Below are 25428 nucleotides of genomic sequence, written 5' to 3' on the forward strand. Positions count from 1 at the left end.
TGCGGATTGATCTCTTTCGCGTACTCGATGGTCTTCTGGATCGTGTCCTGCGTCTCGCCCGGCAGCCCCAGAATGAAAGTGCCGTGAATCTTGATGCCGAGCTTGCGGCAGTCGTCGCTGAAACGGCGCGCAATGTCGGTGCGCAACCCCTTCTTGATGTTCAGCAGGATCTGGTCGTCGCCCGATTCATAGCCCACCAGCAACAGGCGCAGGCCGTTTTCCTTCATGATCTTCAGCGTCGGGTACGGCACGTTCGCCTTCGCGTTGCACGACCACGTCACGCCCAGCTTGCCCAGCCCGCGGGCGATTTCCTCGACGCGCGGCTTGAAGTCGGTGAAGGTGTCGTCGTCGAACATGATCTCCCTGACTTCAGGCATGTTGTCGCGAATCCACTTCACTTCCTCGAGCACGTTCTCCACCGACCGCGTGCGGTAGCGGTGGCCGCCCACTGTCTGCGGCCACAGGCAGAAGGTGCACTTCGAGCGGCAGCCGCGGCCCGTGTAGATCGACACGTACGGATGCTTCAGATAGCCGATGAAGTAGTTGTCGATCGTCAGGTCGCGCTTGTAGACCGGCGCGACGAACGGCAGCTCGTCCATGTTCTCGAGGATCGGGCGCGCTTCGTTGTGCTCGATCGAGCCGTCGCGGGCGCGATAGCTCAGCCCCTTGATGTCGGCGAACGGCTTGCCCTCGGCCACTTCCTGGCAGGTGAAATCGAACTCTTCGCGGCCGACAAAATCGATCGCCTCGCTGGCGGTCAGCGAATTGTGCGGGTCGACCGCGACCTTCGCGCCGACCATGCCGATCAGCACCGAAGGCTTGCGCTTCTTGAGGTCCTCGGCGAACAGGGCGTCGGTGGGAAAGGACGGCGTGCTGGTATGGATGATCACCAGATCGTATTGCTGCGCGATCTCGAGCGAGGCTTCGACGGACAGGCTGTCGGCCGGGGCGTCGAGCACGCGGCTGTCGGGGATCAGCGCGGCGGGCTGCGCGAGCCACGTCGGATACCAGAACGAGCGGATTTCACGCTTGGCCTGATAGCGCGAACCCGCGCCACCATCGAAACCGTCGTACGACGGCGCCTGCAAGAACAGGGTTTTCATGAATGCTCAGCCTATCAGCTTTGGATGCAATGATTGAATATGTGAATGATGCTGTACCGGCCTGATCGCGCGCCGGTTCGTACTTGAATGCCTATCTGCCGTCGGACGCTTTCATGATCCTCGGGCGGGGCCGCGTGACGCGATTATCCACTGGCACGCGCTCGCCGCGCCACATCACGTTCGAGCCGAATGCCGCAGCCAGCCACTGTACAGCCAGCAGGATATCGCGCAGCGGGACCAGCGGCAGGTCGCGCCAGAAGGAGCGCGAGTGGCGCGCACTGCGCGCATGCAACAGCACGCGCGCCATCGCGCTCACGATTGTACCGATCACCATCGCCTTGGCCGCGAGCGGATGCAAGCCGGCCTCCGCGCCCGTCTGGAAACGAAGCGCAAGCAGCGCGCCGGCGATCAGCCACGGTGTCGTGAACGTGATGAAGAGGCTCGCGAAGCCGAACCGGTTGACTGACCGGATAGTGCGCAACCAACGTGTTTCGCGCTGCCACAACGTCGCGAACGTGGGTTCGATCACGTCGGTGGCCACCGTCACCTCCGACAGGACCGTGCGAAGGCCCAGTTCGCGGACATGTTCGGCGAGCCAGTAGTCGTCCGCCAGCGAGTCCTTGATTGCCGCGAATCCGCCGATACGGGCGAGGGTCGCGCAACGCAGCACCAGGGTCGCGCCGAATCCGAAGCGGCGCGAGCCGCCCGCGTGGGCGACACGTACCGAAGGCGCGAACCATTCGTTGATAAACAGCGCGCCGACGCGCGGCCAGAAACCGCCGACACCCTGTGCGCGATAAAGGCAGGTCACGACACCCACCTCCGGATCGGCCAGCGGTGCCGACACCGTTGTCAGGTAGTCCGGTTCGACAGCGATGTCGCTATCGGCAATCACAATGATGTCGTGCCGCGCCAGCCCGGCCATATTGATCAGGTTGCTGACCTTGAGGTTGCTGCCGTGCACGCTTGCATTGATCGCAAGCTCTATATCGATCTGCGGATACGCAGCCTGCAAACGCCGAACGACGGCAATCGCCGGATCGTTCGGCGACGACACGCCGAATAAAAGCTGGAAACACGGATGAGTCTGCTGACAAAACGTCGCGAGGTTTTCATACAGCCGAGGCTCCGCACCGCAGAGCGGCTTGAGCACGCTGACGGCAGGCGCCTGTCCTGGCGCGTCAGTGAGCTCGTCCCCGGTTCGTTCTGTGCGAAAGATGGGTGTAGCCAAAGCGGCAAACACGCCATAAATCATGGCGAAACAACACACAGTCATCAGCAGCCATTGGCAAGCCGACAGCGAATGGGCCGTCATTGTCCGCTACTCCCGGCAGCCCGCCGCGCTGCCGACGGCAAGCGACTCAAGGAATTTTCATAAGAAACGCAAATCCGCATGGTCTTCGGCTTCCCCTGCATATCTCTTCGTTCGATGTTTTTCGCTTCAGCGCGCCGCAACAAGCGACATGATTTTAATACTGTAATGTTTGAAATAAAACAAACAGAATTGAAAGACTGACGAGGGTTTGATTCACCCGCTCTTATGGGTCTGCTTCCTCGTTTCCGCCGCGCGCCCAGGGAGTCCGCATGCAACCGGACTTGCGCTCAAGCTGCCGCAGCCAGGCCGAAGAGGGGCATGCTGCCGGGCGCCGCAAATTCTAGCTATGCCCACATCGATTTTGAATGTCCGAATTTGCATTTCATCATTACATTAAATAGAGCCCACGGCTCTCCATTACCTCGAACGCATCATCTGAGCCGCAATACTGACACGAATCAATGGCGGCCGTGAAACGCCATACGCTGAATTGGCCTGGCCTATATTGCCGGGAGCGAGGCATTCGAAAACTGTCTCAAGACGCCAATTGCAGAGGAGAGAATGCACCATCCGTGCCTTTGGTGCTCGCGCCTTCGGGAACCCCGTGAACTGCTCAGAGACAAGGCAACGAGTAGCTGGCCAGGGCTCCCTTCGGCGCTCATTGGCGTGCGGACGACTCCACGTTCGGGGGCTGTTGCCGGTTGAATTGGTGTTCAAGACGAATCCGGAGTCCTTTATCGAGCCGCAACAGCTGTTCGCGCACGGTTCGGACGCGGAGTTCGCTGGTGCCTTGCAAGCTGATTCGCTGGTCCAGCAGATCTCCTCTGCGTACTATCGTCCAGTCGGAAACGGAAGCTTGCTCCTCTTTTATGCAGTCCAGAATCTGATCGACGATGTCCAGATCCGGACCGGATACGACGTTCAGGATATGGGTCAACTGAAAACCCGGCAGGCAATGTTCGAAATCGTCCTCAGCACCACCGGCGCTGGTTGAGGAAGATGGGCAAGATGTTTCGTGATGCATAGCGACTCCGGAAAGAGATGAATCGAACCGGTGCAAGCTATGTCGCTCCCGCTTCGTTGCCGACTATCGGCCGCATTGCCTTAAAAGAAGGCTTCCACCTTGCCTGGGAGGGGCAGGTTGGCGTCGGCGTGATTCCGACTCTGAATGCAGTTTTCGATAATAGCAAAAATTCGGGCAGCCCGTGTTCTGCGCAGCGAACGGCTTGATCCAGATTCCGCGGCCCCGCGCTGTCACACGCTCATGCTCGTGAGTGCGCTCTGGACCGCCGGCAACACCTGATTGCGCTTCTTCCAGCGGACTACAGGAAATTGTAGCGAAAAGCGGGAAACTGCGTTCGCGAAATCGCCAATGATCATTCGCGCGGAATAGCCGATACTCCAGCGGCACGTTCTACCTGATTCGCCTTGTACTTCCGATGCAACCCGGCGATCGCGAAGTATCGGCAGCTTACCCCTATGTCCATCCCGTACCTATTTACGCAGAAGAAACCTCGCGGATCTCCGCTCACCGCAGCGCATGTTCTTGCCGCGATTCGCGCGAATGTGAAGCGAAGCTTCCTGTCCTGTTCAGCTGTCGGCCTGATAGCGGCAGGTGTCGCCACTGGCTGTGCGTCGGTGACCGACGTGGTGGCGAGCGACAAACCCGACGTCTACATGGTGACGGCGCAGGCGACCGGCACCAGCCTCGCCTGGGCGCACGCGCACGAGAAGGCGGTGTCGGCGGCGGCCAGCTACTGCAAGCAGAAGGGGATGCAGCCCGCGATCGAATCGGAAGTGACAAGCGGCGTGAGCCATCTCGAGCAGCATAGCGCCACCGTATCGTTCGAGTGCCACCCGCAGACATGGGCTTTCGCTCCTGGCGCTGCGCATTGAGCACGTGGCGCCCGGTGCATGACAAAAACGATAGTCGGCCTGGCAGGCTGGAGAAAATCTGCAGCCCGGCGGCTATGCGCCGCTGGGTTGATCCTCAATGCCATCGTGTTGGCACGGTTCGTTTTCCTGGCATGAAAACACTTTGCAGGAAAGTCGTCTGGACAAAGTGTTAAGGCAGTTGGAATCGCGTTGCGCTCGTGTGCTTGTCATGTCTCGGAGCGCCTCAATCTCATCGATACGGAAAACCGTTCGGCAGGGTGGATGCTAATCGACACCTCGAATGCGACACCTGACGAGTCAATGTATCGACGCACAATTTCCAGCGCCGCCGTGCCTGCCGCCACCTGCAACCGCGCGGCCATCTCCGGTGAGACGTTCACCGCCTGAACGTTCTGCTGTATCTCCGCGACGCATCGGCCGTAGCGAGCCTCGATGAGCGAACTGATCAGCGTGTCCGGTTCGGCCGGGGCCGTCTCGGCGATATCGAGGTAGGCCGGGTCGATATAGACGTCGGTCCAGCCGACCGGCGGCTGCTTCCTGTCGCGATCGACGCGCAGGCTCGACACGCGCAGCCAGTGCGTGCCTTGCTCGCAGCGCAAGACGTCGGCCAGCTGTCCGACGGCCAGGATCTCCCCGCTCGACTGCACCACACGCAGGTGCTCGGAGCCGAACTGAACAAGATCGTCTATCGACGCAAGCGAAGGCCGGAAGTCGTTTTTCGGCTGCGCCGACTCGACGCGCGTACCCGCATTCTTGCGCCGGGACACGAAGCCAAGCTGCTGAAGTTCATGTAGCGCGGCGCGAACGGTGTGCCGGCTGGTCTTGTACTGGTCGCGCAGTTCAAGTTCGGTCGGCAGGTATGACCCAACCGGGAAGCGGCCTGACGCGATGGCTTCGGTCAGGTCGCGTGCGATGTCGGCGAAATGCGGCCTGTTCATCTTTCTCTGCAAAATTCTCTGCAAAACGGTCGCTTCGGATGCGCCAGGGTTAATCATAGCTTGATCTATATGTTCGAACATAATATGTCCGAACATGTGAGCACCAGTACGGGCTTTGAACTGTCCCGATTTCGATTCCGCTTTTCCGTTACCCCGCTTTCCCAGAGGTCATCATGACGAGCGTCTTGCCGCTCAATTCGTCCAGGCCGACTTCAGCGGATGAATCTCGATGGAGTCGAGCGTCGCGTTTCCATCGGTGGCAAAGAGCGCCAGCCCATCGCTTGTCGCAGACGGGAAAATCTGCGTGGTCAATACAGCTTCGCCATTCCCGGCGAAAACCTCCACGGATGACCAATCCACCAGTACGCGCAGCGTGATGCGCCCCTTTGCATCAGGCAGCAGCGGGGCAGTGTAGCGGCCCGAGAAGGTGGGATCGAAGTTGACCTGCCCCGACTTCGAACGGTCCACGAAAACCTGCCGTGTCTTGACGTCGTAGCCGATCAGCGTTTCTTCCCCGTTCGAACCCGTCCGGACCTTGATGCCGAACTGCGAAGCGCCGCCGGGCGAGAATTGAGCGGAGATATCGAGCGTCTTGCCCGTCGCGCCGCCGGGCATCGCTGTCGTACCGGGAGCAATAGTGTATGAGCCCGCAGGACCAACCAGTGCATTCTGCCAAAGAGACGTCAGGTTCGAAACCGGTTGCTGCACGAGGCGGACCTGGCCGTTGATCGTGCGCAGGCTGAACCGACGCGGAATGCTCATCGCGCTGCGCCAGGGGCTGGTAGGGATGTTTCCGCCGTAGTTCCAGTTATTCATCCAGCCGATGCCGATGCGCTGGTTCTCGGGCAGCCCGTTCCACGAGCCGGCCGCATAGAAGTCCGGACCGTAGTCGACCCAGTTAGCCTCCTGTTTCGGAACGTCAGAAAAGACGAAGTCGTCCGCCAGAATGTGGCCCCAGCCGCTCGTATTGTTATCGACGATCTCGATCTTCGCACTTTGCCCACGATACCCGCTGACATCCCAGCTTCTCCAGCCGAGATGTTCGGAGTTGGAACCTGTGGTGCTCTGCACGACCTTGCCGTTGATCACCAGGTTGATAGCGGCCTCGGTGTCGGCGGACGTGCCATAGGTGGACGGGTCGTACGGATGGTAGCCGCCACCGGCAAGGAAGTTGACGTAAGGCTTCCAGATCGTGAACTCGGGCGATGTCAACGTTCCTGTGGTCGCGTCTCCGTTGACGTAGGTGTTGACGAGATGATTGCCCTGGAACCCGCTGACCACCTGCTGGTTGGGCAGCGTTCCGGAAGCGGGCGCGGTTCCGGCAAGGCCGCCGGTTGCGGTCCATCCCATCGCGCTATAGCTCGATCCTTCGAAATCCTGAAAGACGATGCTGCCGGGCGGCGGCAGAGTATCGATTGTACTGTCGGCAATAAAACTCGTGCCGTCGAACTTGCCGATAAAGTACTGCGTACCGGAACCGCCGGGCAGCGATCCCGGATTGATGCCCAACATAAGCACCCACTTTTCGTTTTGCGGGTTGCCGTCGACCGGCAGCGGGAATAGATCCGGACATTCCCACAGACCGCCGACCGCGTTTGCGGGCCCGAACTCGCTCATGAAGGTCCAGTTCTTCAGGTCCGGCGAAGAGAACAGAACCAGCTTGTGCAGCAGCGCCAGAGAGGCGACCATGATCCATTTCCCGCTGGGCGCATACCAGAAGACCTTAGGATCCCGGAAGTTCTGATATTCGCTCTGATAGGGGCCGGGCGGCGGCGCGATGACGGGGTCTCCGGCGTACTGCGTCCAGGTCTTTCCCTGATCCTGACTGTACGCAATCGACTGAGACTGCTGACCGGCCTGAATGACGGTGCCGTTCGGGAGCGTCTGGGCGATCGGGTAATTGCTGGTGTAAATCGCGACGAGCGGCGGATTGCTACTCGTTCCGAAGCCGCTGGTGTTACCCGCATCCACCACGGCGCTGCCGGAGTAGAACATCTGGCTGACCTGGCCACTGGCGTCCGTCGTATAGTCGAAAGCGTCGGGAAGTTGCTTCCAGTGCAGAAGGTCGGGGGCGATCGCATGTCCCCACGACATATTGCCCCAGGTGATGCCGGTCGGATTGTACTGAAAGAACAGGTTGAACGTGCCGTTGTAGAAAACCATGCCGTTCGGGTCGTTCATCCAGTTCGTGGCCGGCGAAAAGTGGAACTGTGGGCGGAAGGGCTCGCTATAGGTCTGCGCGAGGGTGGGGATCGCCGTCAGTGCAAGCGCGACGGCAAGCAGCATTTTCGTCTTTCTCAGTTTCATTTGTCTTCGTCTCCTGATATTAGACCTCGTGTCCGTTACGGCGGCAGGCACGAACCGGCAACCGGCTTCAAGCGAAAGCCGGATTTTTATGTGTTGTCAATCAGTTATGCGATCCGGAAAGTGGCGCCCGGATCACTGCCTGTAACTTTTCAATCAGTTTCCCATGCATTTCTGTTTAGTACGTAATACTAAACAACTGGGGCATATCAAATCAAACTCATGCGTTTTAACCGCTTTCGGTCTGATTCTCGCTTCGCGATCAGCTCATAACGATGCTGGAGGCAGGATCAGGAAATGAAAAAAAATCCCGTGAAGCCACAGTGCGCGCGCGTCCATCGACGCATTGCGCATGCCGCAGGGCAGGGCAGCCAATGGGACCGTTATGCGATGGCGGTCACACGCAGCCGCATGAATTGCGGACATGAAACGTCGGGGCGAGCTGAACGATCTGGCGGTTCCCGTCCGGGTCTGCGATGCGCCTCATCAGCAACTCCACGGCGCGAGCACCCAGATCCTCCAGCGGTTGCGCCATGACGGTCAAGCGGGGGTTGAAATAGTCCGCCCAGTCAAAATCATCGAATCCCACCAGCGCCATTTGACGCGGCACGTCGATATGCGCATCACGTAGCGCATGCATGGCGCCAATGGTCATCAGGTTGTTCGCCGCCACGATTGCAGTGGGAGGGCTATCGAGCGCAAGGAGACGGCACGTCGCGACACGCGCCGCTTCGATGCCCGATTGGCCGCAGCAAACCAGAGATGCTTCGAACGGCAAGCCTGCCTCCTCAAGTGCGGCCCTGTAGCCGTCAATGCGTTCGTGAGTCGTGGAAAGCCCATGCGCACCGGAGATCAAGCCAATCCGGCGATGTCCATGTCCAATCAGGTGCGAGGTAAGTTCCATTGACGACAGCTTGTTTTCGACGCCCACCTGGTCCAGTTCGCACGACATGGAACGATCCATCAATACCGACGGTATCTTATTGACGCGGAGATACTCCAAGGTCCGGAATTCCGGATCAGGCGCAGGCACGAGCAGAACGCCGTCGACGCGGCGTTGGTGCAAGGCGCGAACCACATTCAACTCCTGCTCGGGATCGTCGTGGGTATCGGAAAACAGCGTCATCAGTCCGTGTTCTGTACACGCAGCCTCGATCGCCCGGATGGTTTCGCCAAAGTAGTGGTTCGTCAATGCGGAGACGGCCACCCCGATCGTGCTGGAGACCGAACCGGCGAGCGCGCGCGCAAGCGTGTTCGGTACGTAACCGATCCTTTGCATGACGTCCTTGACCGCGCGCGCGGTCTTTGGACTTACCTTGCGCGTACCGTTCAGGACGTGAGAAACCGTCGATACCGAGACATTCGCCGCTCGTGCGACATCTTCCATCGTGCTCAACTCAGCCGACTCCTTGACGAATCGTGTCGAACACCGAACGCGCACGCGCCACGCCGGAGAGTTGGATGGGCCGTGCTGGCACGCTGCTACCGTGCGCCGCAATGGCATGCGTACGGTCCGTTCAGTTTTTCGCTTTACCCAACTGCGTGGTGAGAATGCATGTCGTCTGGGACACCAGGATAGTAGGAAAGGGAAAGCGCTTGCGCAAGCGCTTTCGGATAGTATTTTCCCTATCTGTGGGGCTTTGGCATCCCCGTGATTGGAACGTCCGGACGTATCTGGCTTGTATTCGTCATGCCGGGCATATGCAATTTTTTGTATCGGCACGGCGTCCAGATACATTGCGACACAAATCGATGCAGGCGCCGCGCTATATAGTGGACGTCAACTTAACGCGGAGAGCTATATGAGCGCCGATGCATTGCATGGGCCCACTGCGGCGCAGTGAAATTCAAAGTCCGCACGGCCGTTGTTCCAGCGACGCGTTGCAATTGCAGCCTGTGCCGCCGCAAGGGCGCATTGATGGGTCCCATGTTCGCCGCGCACGGGCTGAAGATTCTGAGCGGCGAAGACGCACTCACGCTGTATCAGTTCAATACCCGTGTGGCAAAACACTACTTCTGCAAACATTGCGGAATCTATCCGTTCCATCACGCACGCAAGGACCCTAAGCTGTGGCGCGTCAATATCGGCTGCCTGGAAGGTGTCGATCCGTACGCGCTCGAAGCCGCCGTGGCCGATGGCGCGAGTCTCTCCGTCGTGGGAGACGCATGAAACGCCTACCGGCGATTGCCGCATTCCTTGCGTCACTAACGCCGCAGTTCCGACATGATCTTTTCGGCGAGAAAGTCACATGGCGGCCGCTTCGATTTCGCACTCCGCGCAAGTATTAGTTCCAGCGCGGCGATCTCGGGCAAGCCCTGCGCATGGCCGAGCAAGGTAAGGTGGGCGGGAACCGCACATCGCGCGAGCGGCGCCACCGCGAGTCCCGCTTCGACCATGCTGAGAAGGCCCAGCAGGCTCGGGCTCTCGTAAGAGGTCCGATAGGTGATCTTCGCCTGTTCAAGACTGCGGATCGCGTTTTCTCGAGCGACGCTGCCCGGCAGGAACACCGCAATCGGCAGCGGCCGCTCGTGCCAGATGTCATGCGCGCTGGGCGCCGCGGCCCAGACCATCGGTTCGAGTCGGATGAACTCACCCGAGAGGCCTTTTACACGTGTCGCGCAAACCAGGTCGACCGATCCGTCCTTCACCATGGGCGCGAGCGCCACGCTCGGCAGTCCGACGACCTGAATCTCGACCTTCGGGTAGGTGGCGGAAAATTTCTTGAGGATCGACGGCAGCAGTGACGACGCGTAGTCGTCTGGCACACCGATGACGACTCGGCCGGTTACGTCGGGACGGACCACCGCCGCCCACGCTTCATCGCGCAGAGCGAGCATACGCCGCGCGAACGTCAGCAAGACCTCGCCATCTTGCGTCGGGATAACGCTTCTCGGCTTGCGCACGAAAAGCGGCTTGCCGAGCGCGGTTTCGAGCGTCTTGATCTGCATGCTCACCGCCGATTGCGAGCGATGGACGACTTCCGCCGCGCGACTGATGTTCCCCGTATCGGCCACAGCCACAATCATTGTCAGAACGTCGAGATCAAGTGTCTTCATTGGTATCAGATAAATCGATAGATACCATCAATATTACGCGATTTTCTTAGATTGTTGCGTCGTGCATAGTGCTGGAAAGGAGCCCATGTATGAACGCGCGAACCGACCCTTCAATACTTGCCGTCCCGGAGTTGTGCTTTGCGACCGTCCCCTCCGGCATCTGCGTGCCCTATATGGTCTGCGGTTCCGGAGAGCCGCTGCTTTTCGTGCACGGATCGCTTTGCGATTACCGCTATTGGAGCAGTCAAACAGGTTTTCTTTCGAACCATTTCCTCTGCATTTCAGTCAGCCTCAGCCACTACTGGCCGGCTGACGATGCCTGCATTCAAGGAGAATTTGGCTGGAAGACGCATGTCGCGGAACTCGCCGAGTTCATTGCGGCAATGGACCTCGGGCCGGTTCATTTGGTAGGGCACTCGCGGGGCGGGTGCGTGGCATTCCACGTGGCGCGCGAGTACCCGCGGCTGGTGAAAACGCTGACGCTCGCTGATCCGGGTGGCCCGTTGCAAATCGATGAGACGCCGGAAGCAGCGTTGCCACCTGCGACCAATGTACTTCGCGCCAAAGTCGCTGATTTAATTGAAAGCGGTGCGATTGACGCCGGACTGGAACTTTTCGTCGATTCGGTGAGCATGCCCGGCTTCTGGCGCAAGAGTCCCGCCAGTTTCCGCACGATGGCGATCGACAACGCCGCCACGCTTCCGAAGCAGTTTCGCGATCCTTTGCCAGCGTACTCACGTGACGCAGCGCGTGATGTGAAGTGCAGGACGTTGCTGATCGAAGGGGAAAAGAGCCCTCGCATGTTTCGCAACAACGTTGAAAAGCTCGCGGATTGGGTCGATTACGCAGACAAACAAACCATTGCGGGAGCATCGCATGGGATGAACGTCGCAAACCCAGGGGTATTCAATCGGCTTGTCCACTCCTTCGTGAGTTCCTGATAGTGTCGATCGCCTTCATCGGCATCAGAGCCATCAGCCAGGCATTCGGCCGGCGACGCGCGACGCACGAGCCATCGGTGACATAGGCGGGACCTGTATACCGGGCAACGCGGATAACAATCAGAAAGAAGATCAACTATGGATCATTTCCTGCGCGCCAGCCTTGCGAGCGAGTTGCACGCGCGGCCGTTTCTCCGGATCGGCGGATCGGTGGCGCTCGCGCACTTTGCCATCTATTCCGATGGTGACCGTTCCATTCACGAAGAACTCCTTCGATCGCTGTGCAGGCTGACCAGCCTGGAGGTTCCAGTCGACGGAACGACGCATTACTCGGCACGCTGGAATGAGGAGAAGCAGTTGAAGTGGGAGAGGCACACGGAATTCTCCACCTTCACGTTTGTCGCGCAACGCCATGACGCGGACTACTTCTCCGATCTGCCGTCGGAACACGTTCCGTCTGAATGGTTTCGCGGTTTTGAAGGCAAGCGGTTCGTTGCGATCCGGATGGAACTCGTGTCGGGCGACGCAGCCGGCGCGGCACGCGAGAGCGTGCGGCAGTGGATCGACGGTCCCGTTCTGGTGGGCAGCAAGGTGTTGGGAGGCGGACAGGCTTACTGCGACTGGACCATCCGGCCCGACGGCTTCTCGCGGTTTCTCGTGATCGACGATGGCTTTCGGGAAGAGCAGGGCGGACGTCTCCTGCAGCGCCTCTACGAGATCGAGACATACAGGATGATGGCCTTGCTGGCGCTGCCGGTCGCCCGCGAATTGGGCAGAAGTCTCGACGAATTGCAGTCAGCGCTTCAGCCGTTAATGCGCAGCATGGACATGAGTCAGGGTCGCCGTAACGATGCCGAGCTGCTGGTGCGCCTCACGCATCTTGCAGTCCGCATCGAGTCGCTGGCGGGCTCGAGCGGGCGCTTCAGCGCGTCGCGCGCCTATGAAAAACTCGTGCTTGCCCGTATTCAGGAGCTGCGCGAAGAACGCATCGAAGGGATGCCGACGATCGCCGAATTCATGGAGCGGCGCTTCGCTCCGGCGATGGAGACGTGCAAGACCGTCTGGGCGCGCCACGAACAATTCGCCGGACGGGTGGCGAGAGCAGTTGATCTGCTGCGCACGCGCGTCAATCTCGCGCAGGAAGAGGACACGACCCGGTTACTGGAAGGAATGAATCAGACTGCGCGAAGCCAGTTGAGGCTACAACATGCGGTCGAGGGCCTGTCTGTTGCCGCCATCTCGTACTACGTGCTCTCCCTGACGTCGGCCGGATTCAAGGCCCTTCATACACTGTATTTTCCTCTCGATCCGGAACTGGCCGAAGGGCTCTTGATCGTCCCGGTCGTCTTGCTGGTCATGCTGACCATCCGGCGTAGCAAAGGGAGACATGCGTTGCGCAAATCGGCCATGAGCGCGAATCAAAGCAACACCGGTGCAATGCCTTCTTCGAAAGCGAATATCTAACCCATGCGCACGCTTCGAAGAGCGCGGTCAGTTCAGGTCTTATTGTCGAAGCGGTGCTATCCATTGTGATACAGGCGTTGTATGTGGGCGCTTCTTCGAATGAAAAAAGGCGTCGTGAGAACTGAACATGACGCCAGAACGTTCTGGCTCCGGCGAGGTCCGGGGTTACGCCAGAACGTGAGAGGCGGTGTGATCTTTCGGTCCCGAAAGGGGCGTTACTGGCGAGTTGTGCTCCTCCCATGCAACACGTTCAGTAGGGTATTGGTCTGTACCAGCAGCGTTGAGTGATATTCGGCGGGCAGGGGTATGTTATCCATGAGCGACATCGTGTCTTCGATCCCGTGACGAAATGCCTTCGTGATCTCCTCGCATTGCGTTGCTGTGAGGTGTGGAAACGTGGCATCAATGAATTTGCTCATCACCACAACCTGTGCGCCGAAACGGGAAACGGCCTTGCCGTTCGACGTTACCAGTTCGGTCAGCGATTGCAGGAGCGCTTCGGTGTTATTCAAAACCATGGTTCCTTAGAACGTTTCCCAGTCGGCGCTTGCATCCGCCGGGACGGTCGTGCCGGTGCTAGTCGCGGCGCTGGGTGATTGAGAAGCTGTTTTCAGTTTGGCCGGAGCTGTGCGCCGAGGGGTTAAAGTTTTCGGAGCGGACGCGCGCTGTTTGCTTTGCGGAATCACCGCTCGTGACGCAGAGATACCTGTTTCGGTGACCTTGAACACCGAGACCGCATCCTTCAAACTCAGCGCCTGCTCTTCAAGTGAGCGCGCGGCGGCGGCCGCTTGCTCGACGAGCGCCGCATTTTGCTGGGTCACTTCGTCCATCTGGCCAACAGCCTGATTCACCTGTTCAATGCCACGGCTTTGCTCTTCCGATGCGGCTGTTATTTCTCCCACGATATCGGAGACCTGTTTGACCGCCTGCTTGACCTGACCCATGGTCGCACCGGCTTCAGCAGCCTGTTGCGCGCCGTCTTGAATCATCGCCACGGACGACCCGATCAGCTCCTTGATTTCCTTTGCGGCCGCGGCAGAGCGTTGGGCCAGACTGCGAACCTCGCTGGCAACGACGGCAAAGCCACGTCCCTGTTCGCCTGCACGAGCCGCTTCGACAGCGGCATTCAGTGCAAGGATATTCGTCTGGAAGGCAATGCCTTCGATCACACCGGTGATTTCCGAGATCTTGGTTGAACTGCCGCTGATCTTCTCGATCGTTCCTACCATGCCCTGGACCGCCTCGTTGCCGGCGTCGGCGATGTCGGTGGCACGTGTTGCCAGCGCATTCGCCTGACGTGCATTGTCGGCGTTCTGCTTCACCGTTTCCGTCAACTGCGTCATGCTTGCCGCGGTCTCTTCAAGCGATGTCGCTTGCTCTTCGGTGCGGGACGATAGATCCAAGTTACCTGTTGCGATCTGGCTGGATGCTGTGGCTATGCTGTCAGTACCAAGTCGTACTCCGCCGACAATTCTCGTCAGGCTACTATTCATTGCTTTCAGAGCCAGCATCAATTGACCGGTTTCGTCTTTCGACGTCGCCGCAATGTCGGCAGTAAGGTCACCCTCGGCTACACGGGTCGCAACCTTCACGGCCTGATTCAGAGGACGAGACACAATGCGGGCAAGCCACAACGCGAGCAGCAAACCAATTACAACATTGCCGACCAGCAGGACAATGATCCAGGTGCGCGCCGAGGCATACGTAGCAGTTGCTGTCGTCGCCGATTGCAGACCGCGTTCCTCATTGAGCGTCACCATCCTGTCTGTTTGATTGTTGAGTTTCCGGTATAGCAGGGTGGAATCAGCTCTGATCAGGAGGCGCGCTTCTTCCTTCTTCCCGGAGCCGGATAGCGCGATGACCTTCTTGCTCTCGTCCGCGTAGGCTGACAAAGTCTTCTCGAATTCTTGCGAGAGCCCCCTGTCTTCCGAACTGGAATTGACGGCATCATATGCCTGGTTATATTTCCGTAATTCGACTAACCGAACGTCAAGACTTTTTGCCTCGTCCTGAAGGACATCATCTTCACTGGCAAGAATGTGCTGCAATTCGGAAAGGCGGTAACGTGCCAGCGTTACCTTCATCTTCAGAGCATTGCTGATGCCCGGCAGCCAGTTGGTTGCGATATCCGAAGAGGTGCTGCTGACTGACGAGAGCTGCAAAATAGAGAAAACGCCGAGCATCGACGTCAATGCAAGCATCGCGATGAACGCGGTCACCAGCTTGTTCGCAATCCTCAAATCATAGAACCATTTCATGGTGAATAACCTGTCAAATAGGGCACACGTGGACTGAGCCTCGTGTTTGAAGAAGAAGAGCTAACGCCGTCAGGTCTGTGGCGGCGGCACGCAAACCTGTTCATCCTCGAGCGGGGTTAAAAATTATGCTTGATCCCAACGATGAAGCCGGAGACGCTGGCTCCCGCATCGGTTGAGCCACCTTTCACGCCGTTGACACCCAACTGATAAGTAGCGTTCGCCTCATTGATAATTCTGACGAAGCCGGTGTAGATCGAGGTCCGCTTGGACAGGTAATAGGTGTAGCTAAGTTCAAACATGCTGGCACCCGTTTGGGACATTCCAGGTTTGTCCAGACTCCCGTTCCCAGCTCGGCCATAAAAAGCATAGATTTTCCCGAGGCCAACACTCTGCGTCACGGACGCACCCCAGAAGTTACGCCTGACGGTTCCGCCCGCATAGTCGGCATTCAAAGTGCTGAATACCAAGGCCGCGTAGGTTTTCCAAAAGGTGACGCCTCCCGTTAGAAGGTAGGTTGAGTCATTCAAGCCCGGGCCACGCACGCCAAAATTGCGTTGCGTTGCGAGTGCAGCCTTGATCCTGCCGTCTGCGTAGACAATGTCGCCACCGACGTTATAGGGTACGAATCCGGGATTCTGGCCTTTTGGACGCGCATACATGAGATCGACGTAAAGATTGCTCACCTTTGGCGACTCATATTTGATCGCGTTAGGCATCGTGTCGTTCATCGTGGGCAAACCGTTATTGACCCCTGCATTGCTGTCGCCATAGGCGTCGCCCGAGTTGTTGTTGATGATCGCCTGTGTGCTCAGTATGCTGGTAACGCCGGTCGGAGCGTTGCCGTAAAAGCCCTTTACCTCGTCAATCGGCGGATCCATATTGCCCAGCTTGAGCGCGCCGAAATCACCATGAAGTCCAATAAACGTTTCGCGGGCGGCGAATGCACCTGTCCCAGTGCTGGCGTTGACCTTGCTTTCGATCTGAAAAATCGCCGACAAACCGCCGCCCAGATTTTCGCTGCCAAGGATGCCGAATCTGGACGAATTGGAATTGATCCGCGTTGCGCTAACACCCTGACGTTTGCTCCTGGTGCTAACGTAATCGATATCGTCGTTGACGATTCCATAGAGCGTGGTGGAGTCGCTGACCACGCCTTCATACCGGTCCGCGTAAGCTGTGCCGCAGGAAAAGTAGCTAATTGCTGCAAGCGATATCCCTGATACCCGTCTTTTCAAAATTGATACTCTTGTGAAGTTAACAACATGGCGTTGATAGCAATAGCCTGTGTACACGGCGGAATATGTATATGCGCCGGTAAGCGAAGGCTATTGCAGTGAAATCGGCGTGCGGTGAATCTGATTTTTGTGTAACGGCATCCCCGGAAGGGGCGCGTGAACATGACGACACTGGCTCTAGCCGGAGTCGAGTTGAGCCATGGACCACACTGCCCGCGCGATCGGGTTACCGGAGTGCGTTGAGGTAACGATTGACCTCGATTAATAGTGCGGAATGGTATTTTTCAGGTAAGCACCTGTCGTCGCTCAGGGACATCAGATCCTCAATCCTGTCGCGGAACGACGTGGCAATAGCGACTCGCATGGAGTGCGGCAGGTGCATCAACAGGGCAGCGAGTAGTTCGCCAAGAACAGCAAGGCGTGCGCCATGTTGAACAACGGCGGTACCGTTTGCCTTCGACAGGGTCACAAGCGAATCGAGCAACGTGTCGTGGTTTACTTTTTCAGAATGGGTATGCGAGACGAACGCCGATTGCTCTGCCGAACCTCTTGGGGTCTGGAGGCTTGCGTCGTCGCTCTGCATACTGAAGGCGTTATGCATGTCGTCCGCTCAAAATTAGAAGGTTTGCCAGTCGGCGTTCGCCGTATCGACGGCGGTAGCGGGCTGTTCAGCAATGGTGGACGGTCCAGTCTTCGGCTTTGAAGACTCTGTGCGACGCATTGTTTGAATCTTTGGCGAAGGCAGGCGAGGCTTGCTCTGAGGAATAACCATTCGTGACGTGGATTGCCCCGTGTCGGCGACCTTGAATACCGATACGGCGTCCGTCAGTTTGGTTGCCTGGTCTTCGAGCGACTGCGCGGCCGCCGCAGCCTGTTCAACGAGCGCGGCATTCTGTTGCGTCACTTCATCCATCTGGCCAACAGCCTGATTCACCTGTTCAATGCCACGGCTCTGTTCTTCAGAAGCGGCTGCGATCTCGCCGACGATATCGGAGACCTGCTTGATGGCCTGTTTGACCTGACCCATGGTCGCGCTAACTTCGAACGCCTGCTTTGACCCGTCCTGAATCATCGCGACAGACGAGCCGATCAGCTCCTTGATTTCTTTCGCGGCAGTGGCAGAACGTTGGGCCAGACTGCGAACCTCGCTGGCAACGACGGCAAAGCCACGTCCCTGTTCGCCTGCACGAGCCGCTTCGACAGCGGCATTCAGTGCAAGGATATTCGTCTGGAAGGCAATGCCTTCGATCACACCGGTGATATCCGAAATCTTGGTTGAACTGCCGCTGATCTTTTCAATCGTTCCTACCATGCCCTGGACAGCCTCGTTACCTGCGTCGGCGATGTCGGTGGCACGTGTTGCCAGCGCATTCGCCTGACGTGCATTGTCGGCGTTCTGCTTCACCGTTTCCGTCAACTGCGTCATGCTTGCCGCGGTTTCTTCAAGCGACGCGGCCTGTTCCTCCGTACGCGCCGACAGATCGGTGTTGCCGCTAGCGATTTCCCGCGACGCCACCGAGACCGATTCAGTGGTGGTCTTGATTCCGCGCACCGTATCGCTGAGTTGCAGATCCATTTTCTTCAGCGCTTCGAGAAGCTGGCCGAACTCGCCCCGCGAATCCACCGTGATCTGATTTTCCAGCCTGCCGGCGGCGATATGGTTTGCAACGTCTACGGCCTTGTTGAGGGGATTCGAGATCGCGCGTAGCAGATAGACGGACGCACCGACGGCGACCAGGATGCCCACACCAACCAGCGCGATTGCGATCCGGAAAAAGGCTCTGAAGGTCGATTCGCTATCGTCGGCAAACTGTTTGGCCTGATCCATATTGAGCGTAACGTCCTGGTCCAGCGCGTCATTCAATGACGCGGCCACAGGAGTCACCTTGTCGATTGCGGAAGAAAGCGCGTCGAAATTGCCCGCACTAGCGGCGGCTACCGCTTCGTTCGTTGTTGCTTTGAACTGGGGCAGGGTGCTCCTGATCCGGTCTGCGATCTCGCGTTCCTTATCGCTGGATATGCCGTCCGGGTAATAGTGGCTCCACGACTTGTCGAGACGTTCGAGAGCGGTTTGAATGCTCGAAACGGATTCCGCCGTTTTAGCTGGATCGCGGAATACCTGAATGCGCCTCAGCATGAGACGTACATTGAGCTGGGCCGCACGAACGTCTGATAGATCGGCAATCGGAACAGTATTGCCGGAATAGGCGTCGCTCATGTTCGAGTTCAATCTGGATAGTCCAAACGTCCCGAATAGGCCAATTACCGCTATTAGCGCGATGCATACGCCAAAAGCGAGGACGATCTTGAATTTGATTGTTTGTGTAAAGCTGTTCAAGTTGCTTCCTTCGTTGCTTGAGTATTCAAGGTCTTGTGGGAAAGGGCCTATGGCCCCGACACATCAATGGGTATACGGCAGGACCTACTGCAACTGAAGGGGTGATTTCCGCTTATCAAGTAAAAAATCACAAAAGTAGACCAATTGAAATTTTGCTTAGCACGGTTTGGCTTTCTATAAGCCATCAACGGTGCAACTCGAAATACGATTTTTCCACGCAAGCGCTCAAAAAAAGAATGTCCTGATTTTTTTGTAGGGAAATACCGACGGGCAATTGCTGACTATTGGATAGGGAAAATCGGAATGAACATAGCGCGAGGTGCAGGCGTCACAGAGACCTGTCTGGCAGTAGCGTTGGTGAATCGGATTACCCTGTCTTTTCTTGGCTGCGCGACACGCGGATGGCTGACATCTCGGCCATTCTGGAGGCCAAATTCCGAGGTTTGCGACTGAACCCCTTCTTCGCCGTGTGACAACGAAAAAAGCATTGAAAAAACAAAAGAATAGAAGCGCGCATGATCGCGGCTACCTGGCATAGCCCTTGCGAGACCTCTGCCTGCAGACGGCCTTCGATCAAGACCGGAGAGCCGTGACTGGAATGACATCGACGCGACCACGACGTCGCACTCACGGAGACAACGCAATGACTTTATCTATCTTGCCTGCGCGATCGCGCGACCTTGATCGTGATGCCTGCAACTCATTGGCCCTTGGGATCGTGCATCTGGCCGCTTCGCGCGGCTTGGATCACGAGCCTCGTCGTCCGAACTATCGGCTGTAGAAGTATGACTGCACACTTCGGTACCCAACACTTTCTGATCAAGGGCATCACGTCCAGTTGCAAGACATTCCGGCCCGGCGACTGGGCTGAACGGCTGACCGGTGTCATCACTCTGTTCGTTGGCGAGCGCCGGCCGGGCATTCATATCGCCTGCACACGGTTAGCGATGCCAATCGTCCAGGCCGACGTCAAGTGCCTGCTGGTTTCCGGCGATCTTCCGCTGATTTGCCCAGCTGCGTTTGAATTCGTCGCGAGGTTCGCTGAGGATAACGATTTGCCGATGGAAATTCGTTGCACGCCACCGTCTGACGGACTGGGCGGACACGGTATCGACAAGGTGGCAGCGGCTGCCATGACGAGCACATCGACCCTGATGAACTCGCTACCTCGGTCACCCAAAGCATCAGGTTGAAAACGTCGGCGCACGCAGCATCCGGGATGTGTATGCGAGTCAAGGCGCCGGTGAACCAATGGTCCTGGTTCGCGGTTTACTGTGCGTTTTGCGGTGGCTGAGATCTCAGCCTACCCGGCCGCCGAATTCTGAGTTTTGAGCCAGAAGCCAATTGTCCTGCGCCACGGGCCAAAAAAAACATAACGATAACAGGCACATAGAGGCGCGAAAAAACAGATGCTGGCTGGCCCGACTCTTGCCTTTATCCGCCGACAAACGCCTCCGATCGGGACTGCATAGCCCGCGCTCGGAACCGACCTCAAAGCGGCATGCGACGCCGCGCTCATGGAGACAACGCAATGATCATACTTGTTCCCTCTCGCAGGACCGCGTGACGTTATCCGCAACGCCCGCCAATCTACCCGTCATCGAGATCGTATACCCGCCTGTTTCCCGCGGTTGGGATACGTGCGTCTGTCGATGGATACATTGCGGCATACGCCACAGCGACCAGCAAGGCCGCCATTTATAACCGTCAGGCGCCACCGCAAGCGGACATGCGTTCGCTGCATGGTCACCCGTATTAATCAACTCGAAAGCCGTAACGCGTCATTGCACTGCGTTAAGGGTCCTTGAACCGTCAGGAGACATACGTGCACAGCACACCCCACACGTCACAGCCGAAACCGGCACAACTCATTGAAGCCAAAACCCGCTTCTGGCCGGAGGGCTGGTGGAAATTGATGGAATTCCGGATCGGCATCATCCCGTTGCCAATCTATGTCGCGCTGCTCGCGTTGATCGTCGGCTTTGTGATCTCTGGCAAGGTGCCTGGCGAGATCTCGATGGCGATCGCAGTACTCGCATTCTTCGGCTTCACGTGCGCGGAATTCGGCAAGCGCTTGCCGCTGTTCCGCAATATCGGCGCGGCTGCGATCTTTGCAACGTTTATTCCTTCCGCGCTGGCCTATTACCACTTACTGCCGAAACCGATACTCACCCTGACGATGGACTTCACGAAGTCGACCAACTTCCTGTATCTGTTCATCGCATCGATTATTGTCGGCAGCATTCTCAGCATGGATCGCCGTGTGCTGATCCAGGGCTTCCTGAAGATTTTCGTTCCGCTCGCGGTCGGTTCTGTAGCCGCTGCGATCGTTGGGACCGCTGTCGGAACCGCGCTCGGACTCGGCGCGCATCATACGTTCTTCTTCATCGTCGTACCGATCATGGCGGGCGGCGTCGGTGAAGGCGCGATTCCTCTGTCGATTGGCTACTCAGAAATTCTTCATCTGCCACAAGGCGAGTTGTTCGCGCAAGTGCTGCCGCCGGTGATGCTGGGCAGCCTCACCGCAATTGTCCTGTCCGGTGCGCTCGACATGCTCGGCAAACGCTTTCCTCACCTCACCGGGCAAGGGCGCCTGCAAGTCGGCGAACAGGACGAGATGAGCCCGGTGCATGATGAACTCACCGGACACGTTGACGTTACCCACATCGCAGCAGCGGGGATCACAGCCATTACGCTGTATCTGCTGGGGCTGATGTGTCGCAACCTGTTCGGGCTTCCGGCGCCCGTCGCGATGCTGTTCATCGCGGTGCTGGTCAAACTCGCACGGGCGGTATCGCCACCGTTGCAGGAGGGAGCCTTTGTCGTCTACAAGTTCTTTTCGACGGCGGTGACTTACCCGCTGCTGTTCGCAATCGGTGTCGCGATGACGCCTTGGGACAAACTGGTCGCGGCGTTCACCCTGGCCAATATCGTCACCATCGTTGCAACAGTTGTGACGCTGATGGGTAGCGGCTTTGCGGCGGCGTTCATGCTGAAGATGCACCCAATCGATACGGCGATCGTGAACGCATGCCATAGCGGTCAGGGGGGAACCGGCGACGTCGCGATTCTGACAGCGGCAAACCGGATGCAACTGATGCCGTTCGCGCAGATCGCCACGCGCATTGGAGGCGCAATCGTCGTTACCGCGACGCTGATCGTGCTTGCGCACTTTGGATGACGCGCCGATGCGGTCTGGATGCTGAACGACCGCCTGCGCGAATAGGCTGTACGCCGGATTGGCGATTTGCGAGAATTGGCCGGCGTCAGTCGCCTGCGAGGTTTCAATGAGGTCGTTCGTGCACGCGAGAGTGTGCGGTATTCCGCTGTGGGGATGGCTGGCCGCAGCGGCGCTATACGCCGGCGTGGCTGCCGTAGCGATCGAGGCCGCGTGGCAGCGCTCGGTTAGCGCAATTGCGGCGGTCGGCGGTCACCGCCTCGATCTCTACGCCGCGAGCCTGAAAAGTGAATTGGGCCGCTACGAAATGCTGCCCGGCATCGTTGCGCGGCAGGACAGTGTACATGCGCTGTTGCGCGCGCGAGCCGATGTGCAGCCGGTGTTTTTACACACGGTCGACACCTATCTGGCCGCGGTAAACCGCGAGGCGGGCAGCGTCGCGGTTTACCTGATCGAGCCGCATGGCACCGTGATCGCCGCGAGCAACTGGGATCAGCCGGTGAGCTTTGTAGGTACGAATGTATCGTACCGCCCATACTTCAAGGACGCGCTCGCGCATGGCTCGGGGCGCTTTTTCGGCATCGGCACCAACACAGGTGTACCGGGTCTTTATTTTGCGAGTTCGGTGCGCGAGGCCGACAGGCCGATCGGGGCAGCGGCGGTCAAGGTCAGCGTCGATGCGCTTGAATCCGCATGGAGGGTGCCGGCCGAGGCCGCGATGGTCATCGACGCCAACGGCGTGATCGTCATCTCCACGGTCCCGGCGTGGAAATTCATGGCGCTGAGACCCATCACGCCGGACCGGCAGACGCAGATTCAGGCGTCGCGGCAATACGCGGGCCGAGCGGTCGAGCCGCTGCTGTATCGGCGGCTTGGCGATTGGGGCGCGGCGGGCTGGTTTGCTCACTTTCCCGACTGGACCCATCCTGGCCGCTACAAGCGCTTTCTTGCCCTGTCGGGACCGGCGCCGCAAGCTGGCGATTCGATCATCGTGTTGCTCGACGTCGCACCGGCGCGGCACCAGCAATACGTGGCATTCGCGTTCGTCACCGGGCTCTTTCTGATCGCCGGCCTCTATGGCCTGTATGCGATCCAGCACCGTCGCGCGATTGCCGAGAAGCTGAACGCCCAGGATGCCTTGCGCGGCGCCAATGAGCGTCTGGAAGTCACCGTGCAGCAACGCACAGCAGAGCTGACAGGTGCCAACGCGAGGATGCGGCTGGAAATCGCCGAACGTGTACGTGCAGAGCAGTCACTCCGCGATTCGCAACAGGAACTGGTGCATGCGGGCAAGCTGGCAGTGCTGGGACAGATGGCAGCGGGGCTGACGCATGAACTGAACCAGCCGCTGGTCGCAATCAGGACACTGTCCGACAACGCCCGCACGTTTTTCGAGCGCGATCAGCCCGCATCCGCAATCGCCAATCTCGAACGTATTTCGCGCCTGGTCGACGGCATGGCTTTACTCACCGGCGAATTGAAGACCTTCGCGCGCAGGCCGGGCGTCGAACGGGTCCCAGTGTCGCTGAATGACGCGGTGAAGCACGCCGTACTGATTTACGAGTCACGAATTCGCGACGAACAGGTGCGACTCGACACGCACGTTGCCGCGGGTACGACAGTGTATGCGGAGCCGAGTCAGCTGCAGCAGGTGATCGTTAACCTGCTTGGCAACGCACTTGATGCCGTCGCGTCCGAGGCACGGCGTACGATTGCCATTGATGCGCACGAGGCGGACGAGCACGGCCGCGTGATGTTCACGATCGGCGATAGCGGCCCTGGCATTGCCCCCGAGGTACTGGCTCATCTGTTCGAGCCGTTTGTAACGACAAAACCGCGGGGGCGGGGTCTGGGGCTTGGTCTGGCGATCACATCGCGTCTTGTCGAGGGGTTCGGCGCCCGCATCTCGGCGGCGAACCTCCCCGGCGGTGGCGCGCAGTTCAGGATCGATTTCGTAGCGACAACGGTGCAAGGGAAAGCCAATGGGTGATGAGATTCGTGTTGTAGTGGTCGAAGACGATGAGAACGTCCGGCTCGGCGTCGAGCAGGCCGTTGCGCTGGCCGGCTATCCGGTTCAGGCTTATGAATCGGCGGGCTCGGCGTTGGCCGAGGTCGCGCCAGGCGCACCGGTGGTAATCGTGTCCGATGTCCGGATGCCGGGCATCGACGGGCTGCAATTGCTCGAACGTGTGCTGGCGGTCGATGCGCAGATTCCAGTGGTTCTGATCAGCGGTCACGCGGACATCTCGACAGCGGTAGGCGCGATGCGCCTCGGCGCCTATGACTTCATTGAAAAACCGTTCTCGTCGGAACACATTGCGAGCCGGGTCGCACGCGCCGTCGAGAAACGGCGTCTGACGCTCGAAGTACAGGGTCTGCGCGACGCGCTGCGTAACTGGCACGGTATCGAGGCCATGGTGCTAGGCAAGTCGCCTGCGATTGCCGAAGTCCGCAAGAAAATCCTGCGGCTCGCGGATACCGCCGTATCGGTACTCATCACGGGCGAGACGGGAACCGGCAAGGAAATGATCGCGCGTGGGTTGCATGATTTTGGCCAGCGGCGCGACCGTCATTTTGTCGCGCTCAACTGCGGAGGGTTGCCTGAGCAGCTTTTTGAGAGCGAACTCTTCGGTCATGAGGCTGGGGCATTTACCGGTGCGCTCAAGAGTCGGGTCGGGAAGATCGAATGGGCTCACGGCGGCACGCTCTTTCTTGACGAAATCGAAACCATGCCGGTTGCCCTGCAGATCAAGCTGCTGCGCGTCCTGCAGGAGCGCCACATCGAACGGTTGGGCGCTAATGAGTCGATTCCGGTCGACTGCAGGATCGTCGCGGCGTCCAAGGCGGATCTTACGGAACTTGCGAAAGAAGGGCGCTTCCGGACGGATTTCCTCTATAGGTTGAACGTCGCGCAAATCGATCTGCCGCCGTTGCGCGAACGCCGCGAAGATATTCCATTGCTGTTCGAGCACTTTGTGCTCGCCGCAGCCCGGCGCTTTGGGCAAGCCGCGCCGATCCTCTCCGCATCGCAGGTGTCCGAACTGATGGCCCATCAATGGCCGGGCAACGTGCGCGAACTGCAGAACGTCTCGGACCGCTTCGTGCTGGGCCTGGTTGGCGACAGGCTCATATCTGATGCCAACCCGGCGGGGATATCCGGCACGCTTGCAGAACAGACGGCACGCTTCGAACGAGTATTGATCGAAGAAATGCTGCAACGCCATCATGGCAATGTCGGCGCGGCCAGTGAAGCGCTAGGCATGCCGCGGAAGACCCTCTATCACAAGATTCGCCAGTTCAGGATTCCGACCCGGGAACCACAGGCCGAATCAGAGTGACGCGGTCGCGGTCGGCGTATCGCAACAGCGGAGAATCCGCTTTTATATCACAATGAAATATAA

General features: G+C 58.6%; 20 protein-coding genes and 1 riboswitch. Of the genes, 8 read left to right on the top strand and 12 right to left on the bottom strand.

What is annotated here, in order from left to right:
* From hpnJ to AC3WLT_RS21970, 3 genes are all read right to left on the bottom strand, one after another.
* A partial coding sequence (gene hpnJ / locus AC3WLT_RS21960; protein ID WP_492593798.1) for a hopanoid biosynthesis associated radical SAM protein HpnJ occupies positions 1 to 1103 on the bottom strand: 1103 nt, incomplete at its 3' end.
* A 91-nt stretch (positions 1104 to 1194) separates the two neighbouring features.
* On the bottom strand, positions 1195 to 2418 hold the full coding sequence (gene hpnI / locus AC3WLT_RS21965; protein WP_492593799.1) for a bacteriohopanetetrol glucosamine biosynthesis glycosyltransferase HpnI: 1224 nt from the start codon (positions 2416 to 2418) through the stop codon (positions 1195 to 1197).
* A gap of 658 nt (positions 2419 to 3076) precedes the next feature.
* A complete protein-coding gene (locus tag AC3WLT_RS21970) occupies positions 3077 to 3442 on the bottom strand; it encodes a hypothetical protein (RefSeq protein WP_492593800.1) in 366 nt (121 codons plus the stop codon).
* Positions 3443 to 3484: 42 nt separating this feature from the next.
* Positions 3485 to 3595: riboswitch (SAM-I-IV-variant riboswitch) on the bottom strand.
* A 302-nt stretch (positions 3596 to 3897) separates the two neighbouring features.
* Between AC3WLT_RS21970 and AC3WLT_RS21975 the strand changes: the two genes are divergently transcribed.
* Positions 3898 to 4314 (top strand): hypothetical protein, encoded by a 417-nt coding sequence (locus AC3WLT_RS21975; protein WP_492593801.1) that lies wholly within the window; start codon positions 3898 to 3900, stop codon positions 4312 to 4314.
* Positions 4315 to 4520: 206 nt separating this feature from the next.
* On the opposite strand, the gene AC3WLT_RS21980 is transcribed toward AC3WLT_RS21975, so the two are convergent.
* From AC3WLT_RS21980 to AC3WLT_RS21990, 3 genes are all read right to left on the bottom strand, one after another.
* On the bottom strand, positions 4521 to 5252 hold the full coding sequence (locus tag AC3WLT_RS21980; protein ID WP_492593802.1) for a GntR family transcriptional regulator: 732 nt from the start codon (positions 5250 to 5252) through the stop codon (positions 4521 to 4523).
* Positions 5253 to 5444: 192 nt separating this feature from the next.
* Positions 5445 to 7559: a glycoside hydrolase family 32 protein gene (locus AC3WLT_RS21985; RefSeq protein ID WP_492593803.1), complete on the bottom strand. Its 2115-nt coding sequence runs from the start codon at positions 7557 to 7559 to the stop codon at positions 5445 to 5447.
* A gap of 394 nt (positions 7560 to 7953) precedes the next feature.
* The gene (locus tag AC3WLT_RS21990; protein WP_492593864.1) at positions 7954 to 8943 is read right to left on the bottom strand and encodes a LacI family DNA-binding transcriptional regulator; all 990 of its coding nucleotides are present in this window, start codon (positions 8941 to 8943) and stop codon (positions 7954 to 7956) included.
* Positions 8944 to 9372: 429 nt separating this feature from the next.
* On the opposite strand from AC3WLT_RS21990, the gene AC3WLT_RS21995 reads away from it, so the two are divergent.
* Positions 9373 to 9726 (top strand): GFA family protein, encoded by a 354-nt coding sequence (locus tag AC3WLT_RS21995; protein ID WP_492593865.1) that lies wholly within the window; start codon positions 9373 to 9375, stop codon positions 9724 to 9726.
* Positions 9727 to 9761: 35 nt separating this feature from the next.
* Here AC3WLT_RS21995 and AC3WLT_RS22000 read toward each other — a convergent pair whose 3' ends face one another.
* Positions 9762 to 10613 (bottom strand): LysR substrate-binding domain-containing protein, encoded by an 852-nt coding sequence (locus AC3WLT_RS22000; protein ID WP_492593804.1) that lies wholly within the window; start codon positions 10611 to 10613, stop codon positions 9762 to 9764.
* 89 nt (positions 10614 to 10702) lie between these two features.
* On the opposite strand from AC3WLT_RS22000, the gene AC3WLT_RS22005 reads away from it, so the two are divergent.
* Together AC3WLT_RS22005 and AC3WLT_RS22010 are read left to right on the top strand one after the other, a co-directional pair.
* Complete coding sequence (locus tag AC3WLT_RS22005; protein WP_492593805.1) at positions 10703 to 11554, top strand: alpha/beta fold hydrolase; 852 nt, start codon at positions 10703 to 10705, stop codon at positions 11552 to 11554.
* A 138-nt stretch (positions 11555 to 11692) separates the two neighbouring features.
* Entirely contained in the window at positions 11693 to 13018 is a 1326-nt protein-coding gene (locus AC3WLT_RS22010) for a DUF3422 family protein (protein ID WP_492593806.1), read from the top strand.
* A gap of 215 nt (positions 13019 to 13233) precedes the next feature.
* Here AC3WLT_RS22010 and AC3WLT_RS22015 read toward each other — a convergent pair whose 3' ends face one another.
* From AC3WLT_RS22015 to AC3WLT_RS22035, 5 genes are all read right to left on the bottom strand, one after another.
* The gene (locus tag AC3WLT_RS22015; protein ID WP_492593807.1) at positions 13234 to 13530 is read right to left on the bottom strand and encodes a hypothetical protein; all 297 of its coding nucleotides are present in this window, start codon (positions 13528 to 13530) and stop codon (positions 13234 to 13236) included.
* Between the two features lie 12 nt (positions 13531 to 13542).
* Entirely contained in the window at positions 13543 to 15276 is a 1734-nt protein-coding gene (locus AC3WLT_RS22020) for a methyl-accepting chemotaxis protein (RefSeq protein ID WP_492593808.1), read from the bottom strand.
* 116 nt (positions 15277 to 15392) lie between these two features.
* Positions 15393 to 16568, bottom strand: coding sequence for a porin (locus tag AC3WLT_RS22025; protein WP_492593809.1), 1176 nt, complete (start codon positions 16566 to 16568; stop codon positions 15393 to 15395).
* Between the two features lie 169 nt (positions 16569 to 16737).
* Positions 16738 to 17112, bottom strand: coding sequence for a hypothetical protein (locus AC3WLT_RS22030; RefSeq protein ID WP_492593810.1), 375 nt, complete (start codon positions 17110 to 17112; stop codon positions 16738 to 16740).
* 15 nt (positions 17113 to 17127) lie between these two features.
* Positions 17128 to 18849 (bottom strand): methyl-accepting chemotaxis protein, encoded by a 1722-nt coding sequence (locus tag AC3WLT_RS22035; RefSeq protein ID WP_492593811.1) that lies wholly within the window; start codon positions 18847 to 18849, stop codon positions 17128 to 17130.
* 785 nt (positions 18850 to 19634) lie between these two features.
* Here AC3WLT_RS22035 and AC3WLT_RS22040 point away from each other — a divergent pair.
* From AC3WLT_RS22040 to AC3WLT_RS22055, 4 genes are all read left to right on the top strand, one after another.
* Positions 19635 to 20042 carry a DUF3579 domain-containing protein gene (locus tag AC3WLT_RS22040; protein WP_492593812.1) on the top strand — a complete coding sequence of 136 codons (408 nt, stop codon included), beginning with the start codon at positions 19635 to 19637 and terminating at the stop codon, positions 20040 to 20042.
* 632 nt (positions 20043 to 20674) lie between these two features.
* A complete protein-coding gene (locus AC3WLT_RS22045) occupies positions 20675 to 22030 on the top strand; it encodes a 2-hydroxycarboxylate transporter family protein (RefSeq protein WP_492593813.1) in 1356 nt (451 codons plus the stop codon).
* 106 nt (positions 22031 to 22136) lie between these two features.
* On the top strand, positions 22137 to 24017 hold the full coding sequence (locus tag AC3WLT_RS22050) for a sensor histidine kinase (protein WP_492593814.1): 1881 nt from the start codon (positions 22137 to 22139) through the stop codon (positions 24015 to 24017).
* On the top strand, positions 24010 to 25365 hold the full coding sequence (locus AC3WLT_RS22055) for a sigma-54-dependent transcriptional regulator (protein ID WP_492593815.1): 1356 nt from the start codon (positions 24010 to 24012) through the stop codon (positions 25363 to 25365). The genes AC3WLT_RS22050 and AC3WLT_RS22055 overlap by 8 nt, the downstream gene beginning before the upstream one ends.
* The last annotated feature ends 63 nt before the right edge of the window (positions 25366 to 25428 follow it).

It is taken from the genome of Paraburkholderia sp. FW306-2-2C-D06C, assembly GCF_058781505.1.

Excerpts from the sequence above, each read along its gene's own strand:
- hpnI (WP_492593799.1), bottom strand. The coding sequence starts at position 2,418 with ATGACGGCCCATTCGCTGTCGGCTTGCCAATGGCTGCTGATGACTGTG.
- AC3WLT_RS21970 (WP_492593800.1), bottom strand. The coding sequence starts at position 3,442 with ATGCATCACGAAACATCTTGCCCATCTTCCTCAACCAGCGCCGGTGGT.
- AC3WLT_RS21975 (WP_492593801.1), top strand. The coding sequence starts at position 3,898 with ATGTCCATCCCGTACCTATTTACGCAGAAGAAACCTCGCGGATCTCCG.
- AC3WLT_RS21980 (WP_492593802.1), bottom strand. The coding sequence starts at position 5,252 with ATGAACAGGCCGCATTTCGCCGACATCGCACGCGACCTGACCGAAGCC.
- AC3WLT_RS21985 (WP_492593803.1), bottom strand. The coding sequence starts at position 7,559 with ATGAAACTGAGAAAGACGAAAATGCTGCTTGCCGTCGCGCTTGCACTG.
- AC3WLT_RS21990 (WP_492593864.1), bottom strand. The coding sequence starts at position 8,943 with ATGGAAGATGTCGCACGAGCGGCGAATGTCTCGGTATCGACGGTTTCT.
- AC3WLT_RS22000 (WP_492593804.1), bottom strand. The coding sequence starts at position 10,613 with ATGAAGACACTTGATCTCGACGTTCTGACAATGATTGTGGCTGTGGCC.
- AC3WLT_RS22005 (WP_492593805.1), top strand. The coding sequence starts at position 10,703 with ATGAACGCGCGAACCGACCCTTCAATACTTGCCGTCCCGGAGTTGTGC.
- AC3WLT_RS22010 (WP_492593806.1), top strand. The coding sequence starts at position 11,693 with ATGGATCATTTCCTGCGCGCCAGCCTTGCGAGCGAGTTGCACGCGCGG.
- AC3WLT_RS22020 (WP_492593808.1), bottom strand. The coding sequence starts at position 15,276 with ATGAAATGGTTCTATGATTTGAGGATTGCGAACAAGCTGGTGACCGCG.
- AC3WLT_RS22030 (WP_492593810.1), bottom strand. The coding sequence starts at position 17,112 with ATGCATAACGCCTTCAGTATGCAGAGCGACGACGCAAGCCTCCAGACC.
- AC3WLT_RS22040 (WP_492593812.1), top strand. The coding sequence starts at position 19,635 with ATGACTGCACACTTCGGTACCCAACACTTTCTGATCAAGGGCATCACG.
- AC3WLT_RS22050 (WP_492593814.1), top strand. The coding sequence starts at position 22,137 with ATGAGGTCGTTCGTGCACGCGAGAGTGTGCGGTATTCCGCTGTGGGGA.
- AC3WLT_RS22055 (WP_492593815.1), top strand. The coding sequence starts at position 24,010 with ATGGGTGATGAGATTCGTGTTGTAGTGGTCGAAGACGATGAGAACGTC.